The organism is Streptomyces sp. NPDC052020 (genome assembly GCF_040680575.1).
GTDB lineage: Bacteria > Actinomycetota > Actinomycetes > Streptomycetales > Streptomycetaceae > Streptomyces.
In genome coordinates, this window is the sequence record NZ_JBFAWY010000015.1 from 35,189 (window position 1) to 51,381 (window position 16,193).

Genomic DNA, 16,193 nt, shown 5'->3' on the forward strand with positions numbered 1-16,193 from the left:
GGGGCGGTTGTTGCGGCGAAGGGACGCGCCGGGCAGGCTTCGGGTGTGGCCACTTTGCTGATCGTCCATCACACGCCGTCCCCGAACTGCCAGGCGCTGCTGGAAGCCGTCGTGTCCGGGGCGGGCGCCCCGGAGATCGAGGGCGTCCGGGTGGTGCGGCGGGCGGCGCTGGCGGCCACCGCGGTCGACGTGCTGGAGGCCGACGCCTACCTGCTGGGCACGCCGGCCAACCTGGGCTATATGTCCGGCGCGCTCAAGCACTTCTTCGACCAGGTCTACTACCCCTGTCTGGACGCCACCCGCGGCCGGCCGTTCGGCTTCTACGTGCACGGCGGCAGCGACACCACGGGCGCGGTGCGCGGCATCGAGTCGGTCACCACGGGCCTGGGCTGGCGGCGTGCCGCCCCGGCGGTGACCGTGACCGGTGAGCCGGGCAAGGCCGACCTGGAGGCGTGCTGGGACCTGGGGGCGACGCTCGCCGCCGGGCTGATGGAGGGCTGACCGGGGGGCGGACGCCGGGCCGGAAGCGGACGTGCGGCCGGTTCCGGCGTCCGGCCCCGGAGCCGCGGCCCCGGCGGGGCGCGCGCCGCGCGGGCTACCGGGCGCGCAGCGGAGGTACGGCCGGTACCTCGGTGGCCGTGGCGATGTCGTGTTCGGTGAGGCGGAACTGCACGGGGTAGTCCTCACGGCGGGTCCGCCGGGCCGGTTCGGTGGTGCGCCACATGTACAGGCAGCGGGCGCACTGCCGCACCTGCCAGACGCCGGGCACCGGGGAGTGGGCGACGGTGCAGACGCCGGTGTCCGCGCAGCGCGGGCAGAGGGGGGAGGCGTCGGCGGCCTCGGGCCGGGCGCTGTCGCTGGAGTGCATCGGGTGGTTCCTTCCTGGGACGGGGTGACGGTCCCGTGCGGCGGGCACGGGAGCGGGTGCCGGGACGGGCGGGTCAGCGCCGGGCGAGCAGGGAGCGCAGGCGCGCGGTCCACTCGGCGGTCTCCGGGAGGTCCTTGGCGGGGGTGCCGAAGTTGCCGCGGACGTCGGGGGCCACGGGCGTCGTGGCATCGATGATCATCTTGCTGGTGACGCCGGCCGGCTGCGAGGCGGGCGCGAGTTCCACCACCGACAGGTTCGGGATGATGACGACGTCCTCCTTCGGGTTCACCTTCGCCGACTGCGCCCACATCACCTGGGGCAGGTCGAAGGGGTCGACGTCCTCGTCGACGACGATGACCTGGGTGACGTATCCGAGGCCGTGCGGGGTGGTCATGGCGCGCATGCCGACGGCCTTGGCGAAACCGCCGTACCGCTTGGCGGTGGAGATGATGACCAGCAGCCCGTGCGTGTACATCGCGTTGACGGCCCGCACCTCGGGGAACTCGGCGCGCAGCTGCTTCAGCAGCGGCACGCAGGTGTTGGGGCCGACCAGGTAGTCGCACTCGGTCCAGGGCATGCCCAGGTAGAGGGACTCGAAGACCGGGTCGGTGCGGTAGGAGATCCGCTCGATGCGGATGACGGGCATCCGCCGGCCGCCGGAGTAGTGGCCGGTGAACTCGCCGAAGGGGCCCTCGATCTGCCGTACCCGCGACTCGACGACGCCCTCGATCACCACCTCCGCGCCCCAGGGGACGTCCAGGCCGGTGTGGGGGGCGGTGGCGATCGGCATCGGCGCGCCGCGCAGGGCGCCGGCCATCTCGTACTCGGACTGGTCGTAGCGCAGGGGCATCCCGGCGACGAGCGGGACGACCGGGTCGTTGCCGAGGGTGATCGCCACCGGCAGGTCCTGGCCGCGCTCCTCCGCCGTGCGCAGGTGCTGGGCGATGTCGTGCACCGGGACCGGCTGGAGGGCGAGGCGGTTGCGGCCGATGACCTCCATGCGGTACGTGCCGAGGTTCTGCTTGCCGAAGTGGTCGGGGTCGTCGGGGTCCCGGGAGACGACGGCGGCCTTGTCGAGGTAGAAGCCGCCGTCGCCGTCGTTGAGGCGGAACAGGGGGAGGATCTCGAACAGGTCTATGTCGTCGCCCGCGACGGTGTTCTCCCGCCAGGGGGCGTCCTCGCGGCGCTCGGGCGGGACGGGGAAGGCGTCCCAGCGGCGGGCGAACTCCTCGACCTGTTCGCGGGTGGAGGTCTCCTTGGGCATGCCGAGGGCGAGCGCGTGGTTGCGCCAGGATCCGTGGACGTTCATCACGATCCGCGCGTCGGTGAAGCCCTTGACCCGGTCGAACCAGAGGGCGGGCGCGCCCTCGCCGATCCGCCCGGCGGCGTTGGCGGCGGCCGCGAGGTCCGGTTCCGGAAGCACCTCGTCGGTGATGCTCAGCAGCTGGCCCTCCTTCTCCAGGGTGTTCAGGAAGGACCGCAGATCGTCGTACGGCACGGATGTCTCCTCGTATACGTCGCAGATGAAGGGGAAAAAGAGGGTGGGGGGATTGACGGGGAGGGCCCGGGGCGGGCGCGGCGACCGGGCCTCAGGAGTCGGGGCCGCCCGGGTCGGCGAGACGGGCCGCCCGCAGTCCGGACCAGCGCTCGGCCGCGGGCGCGGGCAGGTCGAGCTGGTCGAGGATCCGGACGGTGATGTGGTCCACGATGTCGTCGACGGTGCGGGGGTGGTTGTAGAAGGCGGGCATGGGCGGCACGACGCGGACCCCCATGCGGGCCAGGGCGAGCATGTTCTCCAGGTGGATCTCGCTCAGCGGCGTCTCGCGCGGCACCAGCACCAGTGGCCGGCGTTCCTTGAGGGTGACGTCCGCGGCCCGGCCCACCAGGCCGTCGGCGTAACCGGCCCGGATGCCGGCCAGCGTCTTCATGGAGCAGGGGACGACCACCATCCCGTCCGTGCGGAAGGAGCCGGAGGAGATGGTGGCGCCCTGGTCCCCCGCGGGGTGGACCACGTCGGCCAGCGCGCCGATCTCCCGCAGGCTGCGGCCGGTCTCCAGTTCGGCGGTGGCCCGCGCCCAGCGGCTCATCACCAGATGGGTCTCCACCTCCGGCAGCCCGGCCAGCCGCTCCAGCAGCCGTACCGCGAACACGGCCCCGGTGGCCCCCGTCATCCCCACGATCAGTCGCACGTCGTCCCTGCTCCTTTTCGGTCATCCCGGTACCGTCGGCACTCCTCACGCTAGGAAGAGCTGCGGGTGGAGCGGCGGTAAGCTCGGGACACACCATGGGGAATTCCGGACAGAATCGGGAGCGCGGCCGGGTGGCACGGCCCGCTGCGGCCGGGGCCGCCGCGATCACCGACGTGGCCTACCGGCCCTCGCTGAGCGCTCCGATCGGCATGGACGTGGTCGGGTTCGAGGAGCTGCGCGACCGGGCGCGGCGCCGGCGTATCGATCTGTCCGGCCCGCAGCGGCCCGACTTCCACCACCTGATCCACCTCGCGCCGCACTCGCCCCCGCTCCCCCACACCGTCGACTTCTCCCGCCACGTCATCCCCCCGGGCGGCTGGCTGCGGGTGCGGCCGGGACAAGTCCACCAGTACGCGGCCGAGCCCGGGGGACCGCTCGCCCGGGCGCGCGGCGTCATGGTGATCTGGCGGCCGGGTTTCGTGACCGAGGATCCGCCGCACGCCGAGGGCCCGGTGACACCGGCCGGGGCACACGGCCGGCTGGTCGGCCTGGCGCTGGACCACCTCGTCGCCGAGTACGACGACCTGGGCGCGCTGCCGCTCGAAGCGCACAACAGGACGCTGCGGATGCTGCTGTCGGTGCTGCTGCTGCGGCTGGCCCACGCCTGCCCGCCGGCCGCCGGCGACGCGGCACCGCCCGACGGCCCCTTCCGGCGCTTCAGCGCGGCCGTGGAGCGCGACTTCACCCGCACCCGCCGGGTCGCCGACTACGCCGCCGCCCTCGGCTACAGCACGCGCACCCTCACCCGCGCCGTCAAGGCCGCCACCGGGGCCACGGCGAAGGCGTACCTGGACGGCCGGATCGTCCTGGAGGCCAAGCGGCTCCTGGTGCACACCGACGCCACCGCCGCGGACATCGCGCGCCGGCTCGGCTTCGACGATCCCAGCGACTTCGGCGCGTTCTTCCGCAAGCACGACGGCCGCACACCGCTCGCCTTCCGCGCCGCCGCGCGCGGTACGGCGGCCGGGGACGGGAGCGGGGGCGGCCCCCGGCCGGGCCCCGGTGACGGCGGCTGACGCACGCCGGCGGCCGCCCGGCGGCGGGGCGGGCACCCGCTGTTCGCCTCCGGGAGGCCGTCTCGTCACCGGCCGGGCCCCGCGTCGTACCGCGGCCCCCGCAAGATCACCGATTGATGTTTGTCATGTCTTCGACCTTAGGAGCACCGACGTGACCGGACACCGTCCACGGCCCTGGGCCGTCTGCGCCCTGACCGCCGCCGTCGCCGCCGTCCTTTCCACGACACCGGCCACGGCCCGGGGCCAGGAGACCCTGCCGGAGGTCCGGCCGCGGGTCGAGACGCCCGCGCTGTACGACGACGAGGCGGGCGGCAACGCCGACGCCGACGACCCCGCCATCTGGCGCAACGCCGCCGATCCCGACCGCAGCCTCGTCGTCGCCACCGCCAAGGAGGGCGGACTGCGCGTCTACGACCTCGACGCGCGGCTGGTGCAGTCGGTCCCCGCTCCCGCCCCGCCGGGGCCCGACGACGCGCCCGGCCGGTTCAACAACGTCGACCTGGTCCACGGTCTGAAGCTGAGCACCGGCCGCGCCGACGTGGCGGTCACCACCGACCGGGGCAGCGACCGTCTGCGCGTCTACCGCATCGACCCGGCCAGGCCCGGCCGGCCCCTCACGGACATCACCGACCCGGCGGCCGCGCCGCCCGTGTTCTCCACCGGCCAGGAGGAGATCAACGAGCAGCGCACCGCGTACGGCCTGGCCACCTGGACGGACCGGGCGACCGGCCGCTCCTACGCCCTGGTCAGCCGCCGGGAGCGCACCACGGTCGCGCTGCTCGAACTGACCCCCACCGCCTCCGGGGGCGTCGGCTACCGCACGGTCCGCACCCTGGACCTGCCCGCCTCCTTCCGGCTGCCCGACGGCACGTCCTGGTCGCCGTGCGCGGAACCGGGAGAGCTGCCGCAGGTCGAGGGCATGGTCGTCGACCCGGCGAACGGCACGCTCTACGCGGGCCAGGAGGACGTCGGGATCTGGCGGATGCGCGCCGACCTCACCGGCACGCCCCGGCTCGTCGACAGGGTGCGGGAATACGGTGTTCCGGCCGTCTACGACGAGGCCACGGAGGAATGCGCCGCGGGCGCCGATCCCGGCTACGGCGGAACACGCCTGTCCGCCGACGTCGAGGGGCTGACGCTGCTTCCGGAGTCCGACGGCGACGGCCTGCTGCTGGCCTCCAGCCAGGGCGACGACACCTTCGCCGCCTACGACCGCGAGACCGGCGAGGACAACGAGTACGAGGGCGGCTTCCGCGTCGCCGCCGCCTCGCCGTCCCTGGACGGTTCCGAGGAGTGCGACGGCGCGGCGGTGCTCGCCGCGCCCCTGGGTTCCCGCTTCCCCCACGGCCTGCTGGTCGTGCAGGACGGCCACGACGCCCCGGGGGACGGTGACCGGGCCGCGACGAACTTCAAGTTCGTCGACCTCGCCGACGTCACGACCGCCCTCGACGACTGACGGCGGTCCGCGGCCGGTGCGCCCCGGGCACCGTCCGGGTCCGCACCCGGGCTGCTGCGGCCCGGCGCCGGTCAGCGGTCCGGGCCGCAGCAGCCGTCCGGCGTGCCGGCGCCGGCGGCGGAGGTGTCCAGGCGGCAGAGGCAGGAGGCCGTGACGGGTACGTCCGCCAGGGCGGCGGCGAACCTCAGCTGCTGCCCGACGATCCGCGCCTCCCCCTCCCGGCCCAGGCGCAGCAGGCACTCGTGGAGCCCGTGGAGCGCCCAGACGTTGCCGGGGTGCTGCCGGGCACGCGGCAGGGTGTCGTCCAGGCCGAGGTCGGCCCGGTACACGGCCTCGGCCTCGGCGACGCGCCCCTGTTCCAGCAGCAGGGCACCGTAGGCGTGCCGGGTGGGCTGCATCCAGCCCCACGGTTCGTCGTAGGGGAGGCCGTCGTCCAGTTCGACGGCCCGGCGCAGGCAGGCGAAGGCGGTGCCGTGGTCGCCCTTGCGGTACTCCAGTTCGCCGTCGAGCATCGCCGCGGCGATCGCCAGGATGTCGGCGCAGGTGTTGTTGAACAGGGTGCGGCTCGCCGGAACGCGGGCCACGGCCGTGCGGAACAGCTCCCGTTCGGCCTCCGCCTCGGCGATCCGCCCGGTCGCCGAGAGCGCGACACCTCGGGCATAGCGCAGCATGGCGGTCGTCACGCGGTACAGCTCGCGATCGGCGGGCAGCGGCAGACGCAGGATGTCCGCCCAGCGGCCGAAGCGGACGAGCACGTGCGCCCGCATGGCGAGGAAGCCCTCCAGCCAGTCGGCCATCGGCGGGCTCTGGACGCGCAGCAGTTCCTCGGGGACGGTCTCTTCGAGCCGGGCGGCGGCCTCCAGGGCGGTGCGGTACCGGCCGAGGAACATCGCGCCGTAGATCTTGAAGTGGTGGTTGTGCGCCCGGTAGAGGGTGTAGAAGTTCATCGCGCCCGCCCGCGCCCGGTACTTCTCGTCGGCGGCGATCGCCGCGTCGTTGTCCGCCACCACGCGCCGGTAGTCGCCGCAGAGCACCTCCAGGTGCGAGGGCATGTGGTGGAGGTGACCGGCGTCGGGGACCAGGCCGCGCAGCCGGTCGGCGACGGACAGGGCCGCCTCGGGGGTGGCGGACATCTCCATCAGGTGGATGTACAGGTGCAGGACGCCCGGGTGCCGCCGCCCCGCCTCCGTGGCGAGGGCACGGTCGAGGACCGCCTTCGCCTCCAGGGTGCGGGCGCCCTCGGCCGGCCGGCCCGTGGGCAGGTCCCACAGCCGCCAGGGTGTCAGGTTCATCAGCGCGTCGGCGTAGAGGGCGGCGACGTCGGGGTCGTCGGGGGCCAGGCCGTAGGCGGCGCTCATGCTCTCGGCGTAGGACGTGTTCCAGACCGAGCAGTCGGCGGCGGCCCGTGCCCGGGGATAACGGGCGCGCAGCGCCTCGATCAGGGCGCGCTCCACGGGGGTGGCGCCGGCCGCCAGGGCGTGGGCCCGCTCGACGGCCGCGTGGGTCCGGTCGACGGCCCGCGCCAGCTCCCGGTCGTCGAACGCCTCCCAGGGCTTGTTGTAGTTGGGGCCGAGGGCGTAGGCGATGCCCCAGTGGGCCATGGCGCAGCCGGGGTCCGCCGCGGCGGCGGCCTCGAAGCAGGAGACCGCCTCCTCGTGGTGGAAGGCGTAGGTCCACACCAGTCCGCGGTCGAACCAGGACTGCGCCCGCGCGGACGAGGTGGTCACCGGGCGGCCGTGGATGCCGAGGTCGTAGTACCGCGTGCCGTCCGCCGGACCGCCGCGGTCGCCGGGCGGCGCGCCGTCCGGGGAGTCCGCGCGCAGGCCCGTGGCCGCGCCGTCTCCGGGGTCCGCCTGCTCTGTGGCACCCGCGCGGGGCGAGGGCTCGGTACGGGGCGTGGGCTCCATGGGTCTCTCCTGACGTGCCGCCACCGGGACGGCTTCCACCGTCCCACGGGCGCCCCGTGGACCCGTGCCGCGCCACGGGGGCGTGTTCCGGCACACCCGGTGTACTGCCGCGCCGGTGCGCGACCCCGGCCCGCGAACCGGTTTGTCCCCGGGTCAGCTCCAGAGGTCGTAGTGCGGGACCGGCGGTGTTTCACCGGGAAACGTCGCGTGGTGTCCCCGCCGGGCGGGGACGGGCCGGCGGGGACGGGGTTCACCGGGATCGGCGAGGCGAGGGTCAGCGGAAGTTCACGTCACTGCACAGGAAGTACGTCTGGTCCATGTGCGACGCCTGCCAGATCGTGTAGACCACGTGCCGGCCGCTGCGGCCGGAGGTGCTCACGGGGATCTCGTAGTTCTGGCTGGGGGCGTACTTGCCGGTGCGGGCGACGAGCTGGAGGTCGTTCCAGGTCAGGGGCTGGGTGGCGGGGTTGAAGCCCTGCTTGGTGACGTAGACCAGGATGTAGTCGGCACCGTGGCTGGCCTGGTCGTGCAGCTTGACGGTGAAGTTGCCGCTGATGTCGGTCGTCTTCCACGGCCCCACGGCGTCCAGGGAGTTGTAGCGGCCACTCTCGGTGCGGCCGCCGCTGCACAGCTGGCCGTTGGGGACGGCGGCCTGGAAGTTGCCGCCCGAGCCGTTGCGGTACAGGCCGTTCCAGTTCCACATGGCATTGGGGTCGTCCTGCCACGCCTGCCAGCACATCGGGTCTTGCTGCGCCATGGCCGGGTTCTGGAAGTCACTGCCCCAGCGCAGCCAGCAGCCGTAGTTCCGGGAGGCCGGGTCGACGACCGAGCCGTGGGCGGCGGCGGTGCCGCTCCACGGGATGAGGCAGAGCAGGGCCGCGGTGAGCATGCTCAGAACGAGCGTCAGCGGGCGTCGCACACCCCTGACGCGATCATGACAAAGCATGGACTCCTTCTTCCGGTGGGGGGACACAATCGAATGGGAGCGCTCCCAATTGACAGGCTGCGTGCCGGGAAACACTGCGGCAACACGCGATTGCGCCACTTCCGCACCGATGGTGGCGCGTTCGATACGTTCGACGCGCGGGATGTGTTCGATCCGCTCGCGCGGCATCCCCCCGCGCTCGGCGGACCAGGCGGGCGGCAGACGGGCAGACGGCGCGGCGCGCCGGGCGGGCGGCAGACGGGCAGACGGCGCGGCGGAGGGGCGGCCTGGCCCGGCCCGGCCGCCCCTCCGCCCGCCACCGGTGCGCCCGCCCGGGGACGCCCGCGCATCCTCGCCTCAGGGACGCAGGACCAGCCGGATCGGGTTGCCCTCCTTCTTCTCCAGCCGCGCGACCGCCTCGGCCGCCTCGGCCAGGGGCAGCACGCCGCTGATGGACCCGGAGAAGTCCAGCCGTCGGCCCTGGATCAGCCGCAGCAGTTGCGGCAGCGCCACCGGCATGTCGGAGCCGTAGTGGCCGAGGATCCGCTGCTGGAGGTAGCTGAAGCGGGTGCCGTCGGTGACGGTGAGCGGCTTGTCGGTCAGGCCGACCAGGACCAGCCGCCCCTTGGGGGCGAGAACCGACACGGCCTGCTCGCGCACGGCGGGCACGCCCGCGAAGTCGAAGGCGGCGGCGAGCCCGAGACCTCCAGTCACCTCCCCGACGGCCTCGCGCAGGCCCGGGTCGGCGGAGTCCAGGGCGAGATCGGCGCCCGCGGCCAGGGCTCGTTCCCGGGCGACGGGGCTGGGGTCGACGGCGACGACCGGGCAGGCGCCGATGGCGCGCAGCAGTTGCACGGCGTGTACGCCGAGCCCGCCGACGCCCCACACGCCGACCGCCTCGGCGGGCCGGACGGCCGCGGTCTCGGTGATCGCGCCCCACGGCGTGGACACGGCGTCGGGGATGATCGCGCCCTGGTCGAAGGGGATGGCGTCGGGCAGCGGGGTCAGGGCGTCCGCCGTGCAGAGGGCGTACTCGGCCCAGCCGCCGTCGTAGTCGACGCCTCGTGTGTAGGTCACGCCGTCGCGGACCTCGCCGGCGTGGAGGACGACCCGTCGGCCGGCCGTCCAGGCGGTGACGCCCTCACCGGTCTCGGCCACGGTGCCGGAGACCTCGTGACCGAGGGTCACCGTGTCGCCCCGCAGGAACAGCGGCGTGAGCGTGCCGTCGATGAGGTGCACGTCGGACAGGCACACCCCGGCCGCCTCGACCTTCACCAGCACCTCCCCCGGTCCCGGCTGAGGGCGGGGCACCTCCTCGACGCGCAGCGTGCGGCTCGGGACGTGCAGGCGGGCGGCGAGCATCTGCGCCATGACGGGACCTCCTGGGTGCGGTGGCGCCTCTGCGGTGTATCGCAGGTCGACTTGCGTTAACGGTACACCCAACGCAAGTGGACTTGCTTTAGGCTGGGGCGTATGACGTCTGCCGAGTACCCCGCGCCGCCCCTGCGCCGCCGTGGGGAGCGGATGCGGCGAGCGGTGCTCGCCGCCACGGTGGAACTGCTGTCGTCCCAGGGGCTGGCGGGCGCGACCGTCGCCGCCGTGGCCCGCTCGGCAGGCGTCCACGAGACGTCGGTCTACCGTCGCTGGAAGACCCGCGAGAACCTGATCCTCGACGCGCTGACCACGGAGCTCGACTCCGCGCTGCCCATCCCGGACACCGGGCGGGTACGAGAGGACCTGCTGCGTTTCTTCACCACGCTGGCCCGGCTGCTCGGCACGGCGCAGGGCCTGGCGCTGCTGCGGCTGAGCGTCGAGTGGGACGGCACGCTCGACGACCGCCGCGGCCCCTACTGGAGCGAGCGGCTGGAGCGGGCCGGGGTGATGGTCCGGCGCGGCGTGGAGCGCGGTGAACTGGCCGCGGACACCGACCCCGGCCTGCTGATCGAGGCCGTCAGCGGCCCGCTCTTCGTCCGGGTCCTGCTCAGCGGGGCGCCGCTGGACGAAGCGCTGGTGGCGGGCCTGGTCGACCTGGCGCTCGACGGGGCGCGGCCCCGCCCGCAGGGCTGACCGCGAGGAGGGAACCGGCTCGTTCCGGGCCGCCGGTCGCCCCGCTGCTCGGGGTGGCCGAGCCCGCTTCGCCGGACGGGAGGCCCTGGTCTTCCGGCATCGTCCCGCACCCGGTGCACGGCCTCACGGCCGAAAGGCCACGGCGTGGGGAGCGGCCGGCCGGGTGATGCTGCCGGATCGCGCCGAGGCCGCCCACCGCGCACTGGCCGAACCGGCGAGGGCGGCGGGCGCCGAGCCGCCGGGCCGTACGCCGCCCGTAGCCCGCCGGCCGGGCGACACGCCAGACGCGCGCCGGCCTTGCGGGCGGTTCGTCCCCGGTGGAAGATGCCGGGCACCCGCACGCCGACGCCGGGAAGGGAACGCCGTGACCGCCGATGACCAGCACCCGCCTCCGGCCGCCGCCGTGTTCGACGCGCTGGGCGCGGCCTACGAACAGGCCTTCGCCGGGTCCGAGGCCCGCCGGCGCTCGCTGCGGTGGCTGCTCGGACGGCTCGCCCCGGGCAGCCGCGTGCTGGACGTGGGCAGCGGGACGGGCCGGCCCACGGCCGAGACACTCGCGGCGGCGGGGCACGAGGTGCTGGGCGTCGACGTCTCCTCCGTGATGGTGGGGCTCGCCGCACGGCAGGTGCCCGGTGCCGTGTTCCGCCGGGCGGACATCCGTGACGTCGCCCTGGAGGAGGGTTCGTTCGACGCGGTCTGCGTGTACTTCTCCCTGCTCCAGATGGGCCGGGCGGAGCAGACCGCCGTGGTGCGCCGCCTGGTGCGCGCGCTGCGCCCCGGCGGCCTCATGGCCCTGGCCACCGTGCCGCTGGACATGGAGGACGCCGAGGGGGTCTTCATGGGGCAGCCGGTCCGGGTGACCAGCTTCTCCGCCGACGGCGTCACCGCCCTGGCCCGGGAGGCGGGACTGGAGGTGCTGGCGCGGGAGGAGGTGCTGTTCACCCCCGACCACCCGGACGCCGTGCCGGAGCCCCACCTCTTCGTGCACGGCCGCCGGCCGACCGCGCCGGCCGGTTGACCCTCCGGGGCCCCCGCCCCGTGTCCCGTGGTCGTCACCGCGGGGTCCCTTCCCGCCCGACCGGTCGCGTCCGCCCCTCCCGGTCGGCCTGCGCCTCGCGCCGGAGCGATCGTTAGGATGACGCGAAACGTTCAAACGAACATCTCCGGGGCGGGGAGGCCAGATGAGGGAGCCGGTCGAGCTCAGGCGGCAGCGGATCCTGGCCGCGGTGCAGGCGCGGGGCAGCGCACGGGTGCGCGACCTCGCCGCCGAGCTGGACGTCTCGGTGGTGACCGTGCGCCGGGACGTCGAGGAGCTGACCCGCGAGGGGAGACTGCGCCGCGGGCACGGCGTCGTCCGGTCGACCCTGCCCGCGCGGGAACTGCCCGGCGGCGAGGTCGCGGCCGGGGACCGGGTGGCGGTGGTGGTGCCCGAGCGGCACTCGTACCTGACCGAGACCCTGTACGGCGCCCGCACGGTGCTGGAGGAGGCCGGTCTGCGCATCGCGCTGCACATCGCCCCGCAGGTCCCCGGCGCCGAGCGCCCGCTGGTGGAGCGGGCGCTCGCGGACGGCGCGCGGGGCCTGCTGCTGGCGCCCCGGTGGACCAGCCGCGCCGCCGAGGAGGCCGACCACGCCTGGCTGGCCGCGCTGGAGGTTCCGACGGTGCTGATGGAGCGCCGGCCGCGGCGCGGCAGCGCCCTGCACTCCCTGGACTCGGTGTGCTCGGACCACTGGTACGGCGCGCACCTGGCCGTGGAGCATCTGGTGGGGCTCGGCCACCGCCGGATCGTCTTCGCCACCCGGGACGACAGCCCCACCGCGCGCACGCTGCGGGCCGCCTTCACGGAGATCGCCGAGGCGCATCCGCTGGTGGAGTCCTGGGCCTGGGCCCTGAGCGCGTCGGAGGCCGGCGCCGAGGGGGCCTACTCGGCGGACCAGACGGCCGAGTTGCCGGTGCTGCTGCGGAAGGCGGGCGCGACCGCCCTGGTGCTGCACGGGGACGTGGACGCGCTGATGATCGTGCAGCGGCTGGCCGGGGAGGGGGTGCGGGTGCCGCGGGACTGCTCGGTCGTGGCGTACGACGACGTGGTGGCGGGGCTCGGTACGCCACCGCTGACGGCCGTGTCCCCGCCGAAGACGGAGGTCGGAAGGGTCGCCGCCCGGGTGCTCCTCCGGCGTCTGGCACAGGCGCCCGGTGCCGGATGGTCCGTGCGCCGCGTCGAGTTGCTGCCGCGGCTGACGGTGCGCGGCTCCACCCGGCCCGCCGGCGCGGCCCCGGCCGGACGGGCCGGGGGCGCGGAAGACAAGGCGGTGGACAGCGACCACGAGTGAGCGTTTGAGCGTTTTATTTTCTTCTGATCGATCTATTGACCGTTTCCGTCACGGCATCGAGTATTCCCCTGTCCCCGAAACAGCCGTGTCACCGACACGCGAGGAGCCGCGGGAGGCGCCATGCCCGGTCGACGCAGTCGTCGGTCCGTGCTCGCCGCGATGGCCGCCGTACCGCTGACAGGAGCCGTGGGCGCCTGCAGCGGGGCGGACGACGACCGGCCGCGCGGCGGCAGGAGAAAGACCCGCATCACCTTCTGGTCCGCGCTGCGCGGCAGCCAGGAGGTGGTGGACGCCTTCAATCGCACGCACGACCGCATCCAGGTCGACTTCCAGCAGATCCCCTCCGGCGGGCAGGGCGGCTACGCCAAGCTGAGCAACGCGGCCCGGGCCGGCAACGCCCCCGACGTCGCCACGATCGAGTATCCGCAGGTGCCGGGGTTCGCCATCGACGGTGTCGCCCGCGACATCACCGGCCTCGTCGATGACTCCCTGCGCCGCAAGCTGCTGCCGCAGGCGCTGGGGCTGACCACCTTCGAGGGCCGGGTGTTCAGCGTGCCGCTGGACGTCGAACCGATGGTGCTGCACTACCGCGCCGATCTGTTCGACCGCCACGGCCTGAGCGTTCCCCGTACGTGGGAGGAGTTCGCGGAGCTGGCGTACGCCGTGCGCCGCAGGGCGCGCGGCCGGCGGCTGGTGCTCTTCCCCACCGACGGCATGACCCAGTTCGCCGCGTACGCCTGGCAGGCGGGAGCCCAGTGGTTCGACATCTCCCGGGGCGCGTGGAACGTCTCCCTCGCCGACGCGCCGAGCCGGCGCGTGGCGGCGTACTGGCAGCGGCTCATCGACGACGACGTGGTCTTCGTGAACGCCGTCGACAGCCGGCAGTCCGACGCGCAGATCGGCAACGGGCTGGTGGTGACCCGGCTGTCCGGCGCCTGGGACGCCGGTGCGCAGATGAACGCGCGGCCCGGGCAGAAGGGCCGGTGGCGGATCGCGCCGCTGCCGCAGTGGGACACCGGCCGTCCGGCCGTCGGCACGCACGGCGGGTCCACGTTCGCGGTCACCAGGGACAGCCGCCACCCGGAGGCCGCGATGGAGTTCATCGCGTGGCAGGTCTCCCACCCCGACGCGCTGCGCGCCCGGCTGTCCAGCGGCACCAGCAGCCAGTACCCGGCCGCTCCCGGCCTGGTGGCCGTGGGCCGCGAGGCGTTCGACCGGTCGTACTACGGCGGGCAGGACATCTACCGCCTGTTCGAACAGGAGGCCGCCAAGATCCGCGAGGGCTGGCTGTGGGGACCGCGGATGACCGCGACCCAGAAGGTGATGCAGGACTCCTTCGCCCGCGTCGGCGCCGGTCAGGGCAGTCTCACCGACTCCCTGCGCACGGCCCAGGAGGGCACCATGCCCGACCTGCGGGCCCTCGGCCTGTCCACCACCCAGCGCGGCACCTGAGCCGTCGAAAGGCAGGTGACACCCCGATGACCGCGACCACCCCGCAACCACGGCCGGTGCGGGTCCCCGCACCGGGCGCCGGCGCCCCGGCCGCCTCCGCGCCGCGCGCCCGCCAAAGGGCCGGACTCCGCCGGCTGACCGCGTGCGGCGTACTGATGGCGCCGTTCTTCGCCCTGCTCGTGACCGTCTTCCTGATCCCCGTCGGCACGGCCGTCTACCTCAGCTTCTACAGCGACGACCAGCCGGGTCTCGGTTTCGGGCCCGAGCGGACCGTCTTCGTCGGACTGCGCGGCTACGCGGCCGTCCTGACCGACCCGACGTTCCTCGGCGGGCTCGGCACCGTCGCCCTGTACTGCCTGATCTACCTTCCGCTCATGGTCGCCGGCGCGCTCGCCCTCGCCCTGCTGCTGGACTCGGGCGTGGTGCGGTTGCGGGCCTTCGCGCAGCTCGGGCTGTTCCTGCCGCACGCCGTGCCCGGCATCATCGCCGCGCTGATCTGGCTGTACCTGTACACACCGGGGATCAGCCCGGTCATCGACCTGTTCGCCCGGGCCGACATCACGATCGACTTTCTCGGCGTGCGCACGGTGATCCCGTCCATCGTGAACATCGCCCTGTGGAGCAACCTCGGCTACAACATGGTGGTCTTCTACGCCGCGCTCCGGGCCGTGCCCCGCGAGGTGATCGAGGCGTCCGTCGTCGACGGCGCCGGGCCGGTGCGCACCGCGTTGCGGGTCAAGACGCCGATGGTGCGGGCCTCGATCGTCATGGTCGCCCTGTTCACCCTGATCTGGGCGTTGCAGCTATTCACCGAGCCGATGCTGCTCAGCCAGTCCTCCCCCGTGATCAACTCGCGGTTCTCGCCGAGCATGTACATCTACGACGCGGCGTTCAACCGCAACAACTACAGCCTGGCGGCGGCCTCTTCGGTGGTCCTGCTGGTGTGCACCATCGCCCTGTCCTACGGCGTCACCCGCTTCACCAGCCGCGCCGGCACCACCGAGGAGGCCCGATGAGCGCCACCGGCACCGGCGCCCGGCCGCGCCCGAGGCTGCTGGGCCGTGCCACGGTCAACGCCGTCGTCGCCGTCTTCGTCGCGTACACGCTGCTGCCCGTGCTGTGGCTGGTGCTCGCCGCCGCCAAGGACCGCGACGCGCTGTTCAGCAGCGATCTGCTCTCCCCGGGCGGCTTCTCCTTCGCGCGGAACCTGCGCGACCTGTTCGCCATGGACGGCGGCCTGTACGGGCGCTGGTACGTCAACAGCCTGCTGTACGCGGTGCTCGGCGCGGCCGTCGGCGCCCTGGTGAGCGTGGCCTGCGGCTACGCCTTCGACAAGTACCGCTTCCGGCACAAGGAGAAGCTGTTCGGGCTGGTGCTGGCCGCCGTCATGGTCCCGCAGACGGTGCTGGCGCTGCCGCTGTACCTGATGGCCTCCGAGGCCGGCCTGGTGAACACCTTCTGGGCGGTGTTCGTCCCGGTCCTGTTCAACCCGTTCGGCGTCTATCTCGGCCGGATCTTCAGCCGGGGCTACGTCCCCGACGAGGTGCTGGAGGCGGCGCGGATGGACGGCGCGGGCGAGCTGACCGCGTACGCCCGGGTGGCGCTGCGGATGCTGGGACCCGGGCTGGTGACCGTCTTCCTGTTCCAGCTCACCGCCATCTGGAACAACTTCTTCCTGCCCATGGTGATGCTGTCCGACCAGGACCTGTACCCGGTCAGCCTCGGACTGTACGCGTGGAACAGCGCCGCGTCCGTGTCACCGGAGTACTACCCCGTGGTGATCATGGGTTCGCTGCTCGCCGTGCTGCCGCTCATCGTCGCCTTCGTCCTGCTCCAGCGCTTCTGGCGCAGCGGGCTGACCGCCGGAGCCGTCAAGTGACCGCGCCGGCCGGGCGCCCCGGCGGGCGGCGCCGCACCCGCCCC

At 73.9% G+C, this 16,193-nt stretch carries 15 protein-coding genes; 9 read left to right on the forward strand and 6 right to left on the reverse strand.

Features of this window, described 5'->3' with window-relative positions:
- Positions 1 to 45: 45 nt before the first annotated feature.
- Positions 46 to 501 carry an NAD(P)H-dependent oxidoreductase gene (locus AB0L74_RS17650; protein ID WP_365652293.1) on the forward strand — a complete coding sequence of 152 codons (456 nt, stop codon included), beginning with the start codon at positions 46 to 48 and terminating at the stop codon, positions 499 to 501.
- Positions 502 to 595: 94 nt separating this feature from the next.
- On the opposite strand, the gene AB0L74_RS17655 is transcribed toward AB0L74_RS17650, so the two are convergent.
- The 3 genes from AB0L74_RS17655 to AB0L74_RS17665 form a co-directional block, all read right to left on the reverse strand.
- Positions 596 to 868, reverse strand: a complete 273-nt coding sequence (locus tag AB0L74_RS17655) for a non-oxidative hydroxyarylic acid decarboxylases subunit D (RefSeq protein ID WP_365652297.1) — start codon at positions 866 to 868, stop codon at positions 596 to 598.
- A 73-nt stretch (positions 869 to 941) separates the two neighbouring features.
- Positions 942 to 2,366 carry a non-oxidative hydroxyarylic acid decarboxylases subunit C gene (locus AB0L74_RS17660; RefSeq protein ID WP_365652300.1) on the reverse strand — a complete coding sequence of 475 codons (1,425 nt, stop codon included), beginning with the start codon at positions 2,364 to 2,366 and terminating at the stop codon, positions 942 to 944.
- Between the two features lie 91 nt (positions 2,367 to 2,457).
- Positions 2,458 to 3,057, reverse strand: coding sequence for a non-oxidative hydroxyarylic acid decarboxylases subunit B (locus tag AB0L74_RS17665; RefSeq protein WP_365652303.1), 600 nt, complete (start codon positions 3,055 to 3,057; stop codon positions 2,458 to 2,460).
- 131 nt (positions 3,058 to 3,188) lie between these two features.
- On the opposite strand from AB0L74_RS17665, the gene AB0L74_RS17670 reads away from it, so the two are divergent.
- Together AB0L74_RS17670 and AB0L74_RS17675 are read left to right on the forward strand one after the other, a co-directional pair.
- The gene (locus tag AB0L74_RS17670) at positions 3,189 to 4,133 is read left to right on the forward strand and encodes a helix-turn-helix domain-containing protein (protein WP_365652306.1); all 945 of its coding nucleotides are present in this window, start codon (positions 3,189 to 3,191) and stop codon (positions 4,131 to 4,133) included.
- A 151-nt stretch (positions 4,134 to 4,284) separates the two neighbouring features.
- Positions 4,285 to 5,589, forward strand: a complete 1,305-nt coding sequence (locus AB0L74_RS17675; RefSeq protein ID WP_365652309.1) for a phytase — start codon at positions 4,285 to 4,287, stop codon at positions 5,587 to 5,589.
- A 71-nt stretch (positions 5,590 to 5,660) separates the two neighbouring features.
- On the opposite strand, the gene AB0L74_RS17680 is transcribed toward AB0L74_RS17675, so the two are convergent.
- The 3 genes from AB0L74_RS17680 to AB0L74_RS17690 form a co-directional block, all read right to left on the reverse strand.
- A complete protein-coding gene (locus tag AB0L74_RS17680) occupies positions 5,661 to 7,496 on the reverse strand; it encodes a hypothetical protein (RefSeq protein WP_365652313.1) in 1,836 nt (611 codons plus the stop codon).
- Between the two features lie 274 nt (positions 7,497 to 7,770).
- Entirely contained in the window at positions 7,771 to 8,442 is a 672-nt protein-coding gene (locus AB0L74_RS17685) for a lytic polysaccharide monooxygenase auxiliary activity family 9 protein (RefSeq protein WP_365652316.1), read from the reverse strand.
- A 336-nt stretch (positions 8,443 to 8,778) separates the two neighbouring features.
- Entirely contained in the window at positions 8,779 to 9,792 is a 1,014-nt protein-coding gene (locus AB0L74_RS17690; protein ID WP_365652319.1) for a zinc-binding dehydrogenase, read from the reverse strand.
- A gap of 102 nt (positions 9,793 to 9,894) precedes the next feature.
- Between AB0L74_RS17690 and AB0L74_RS17695 the strand changes: the two genes are divergently transcribed.
- The 6 genes from AB0L74_RS17695 to AB0L74_RS17720 all read left to right on the forward strand — a co-directional run bounded on the left by AB0L74_RS17695 (position 9,895) and on the right by AB0L74_RS17720 (position 16,149).
- On the forward strand, positions 9,895 to 10,488 hold the full coding sequence (locus tag AB0L74_RS17695) for a TetR/AcrR family transcriptional regulator (RefSeq protein ID WP_365652322.1): 594 nt from the start codon (positions 9,895 to 9,897) through the stop codon (positions 10,486 to 10,488).
- A 364-nt stretch (positions 10,489 to 10,852) separates the two neighbouring features.
- Positions 10,853 to 11,506 carry a methyltransferase domain-containing protein gene (locus AB0L74_RS17700; RefSeq protein ID WP_365652325.1) on the forward strand — a complete coding sequence of 218 codons (654 nt, stop codon included), beginning with the start codon at positions 10,853 to 10,855 and terminating at the stop codon, positions 11,504 to 11,506.
- Between the two features lie 163 nt (positions 11,507 to 11,669).
- Positions 11,670 to 12,818: a substrate-binding domain-containing protein gene (locus AB0L74_RS17705; protein WP_365652328.1), complete on the forward strand. Its 1,149-nt coding sequence runs from the start codon at positions 11,670 to 11,672 to the stop codon at positions 12,816 to 12,818.
- 120 nt (positions 12,819 to 12,938) lie between these two features.
- Complete coding sequence (locus tag AB0L74_RS17710; RefSeq protein ID WP_365652330.1) at positions 12,939 to 14,270, forward strand: sugar ABC transporter substrate-binding protein; 1,332 nt, start codon at positions 12,939 to 12,941, stop codon at positions 14,268 to 14,270.
- 26 nt (positions 14,271 to 14,296) lie between these two features.
- Positions 14,297 to 15,286, forward strand: a complete 990-nt coding sequence (locus AB0L74_RS17715) for a sugar ABC transporter permease (protein ID WP_365652333.1) — start codon at positions 14,297 to 14,299, stop codon at positions 15,284 to 15,286.
- The gene (locus tag AB0L74_RS17720; RefSeq protein ID WP_365652336.1) at positions 15,283 to 16,149 is read left to right on the forward strand and encodes a carbohydrate ABC transporter permease; all 867 of its coding nucleotides are present in this window, start codon (positions 15,283 to 15,285) and stop codon (positions 16,147 to 16,149) included. Before AB0L74_RS17715 ends, AB0L74_RS17720 begins: the two co-directional genes overlap by 4 nt.
- Positions 16,150 to 16,193 lie beyond the last annotated feature (44 nt).

Bases quoted from the DNA above. Each gene is read 5' to 3' on its own strand.
- AB0L74_RS17655 (WP_365652297.1), bottom strand. From the start codon at position 868: ATGCACTCCAGCGACAGCGCCCGGCCCGAGGCCGCCGACGCCTCCCCC.
- AB0L74_RS17680 (WP_365652313.1), bottom strand. From the start codon at position 7,496: ATGGAGCCCACGCCCCGTACCGAGCCCTCGCCCCGCGCGGGTGCCACA.
- AB0L74_RS17685 (WP_365652316.1), bottom strand. From the start codon at position 8,442: ATGCTTTGTCATGATCGCGTCAGGGGTGTGCGACGCCCGCTGACGCTC.
- AB0L74_RS17690 (WP_365652319.1), bottom strand. From the start codon at position 9,792: ATGGCGCAGATGCTCGCCGCCCGCCTGCACGTCCCGAGCCGCACGCTG.
- AB0L74_RS17695 (WP_365652322.1), top strand. From the start codon at position 9,895: ATGACGTCTGCCGAGTACCCCGCGCCGCCCCTGCGCCGCCGTGGGGAG.
- AB0L74_RS17705 (WP_365652328.1), top strand. From the start codon at position 11,670: ATGAGGGAGCCGGTCGAGCTCAGGCGGCAGCGGATCCTGGCCGCGGTG.
- AB0L74_RS17710 (WP_365652330.1), top strand. From the start codon at position 12,939: ATGCCCGGTCGACGCAGTCGTCGGTCCGTGCTCGCCGCGATGGCCGCC.
- AB0L74_RS17715 (WP_365652333.1), top strand. From the start codon at position 14,297: ATGACCGCGACCACCCCGCAACCACGGCCGGTGCGGGTCCCCGCACCG.
- AB0L74_RS17720 (WP_365652336.1), top strand. From the start codon at position 15,283: ATGAGCGCCACCGGCACCGGCGCCCGGCCGCGCCCGAGGCTGCTGGGC.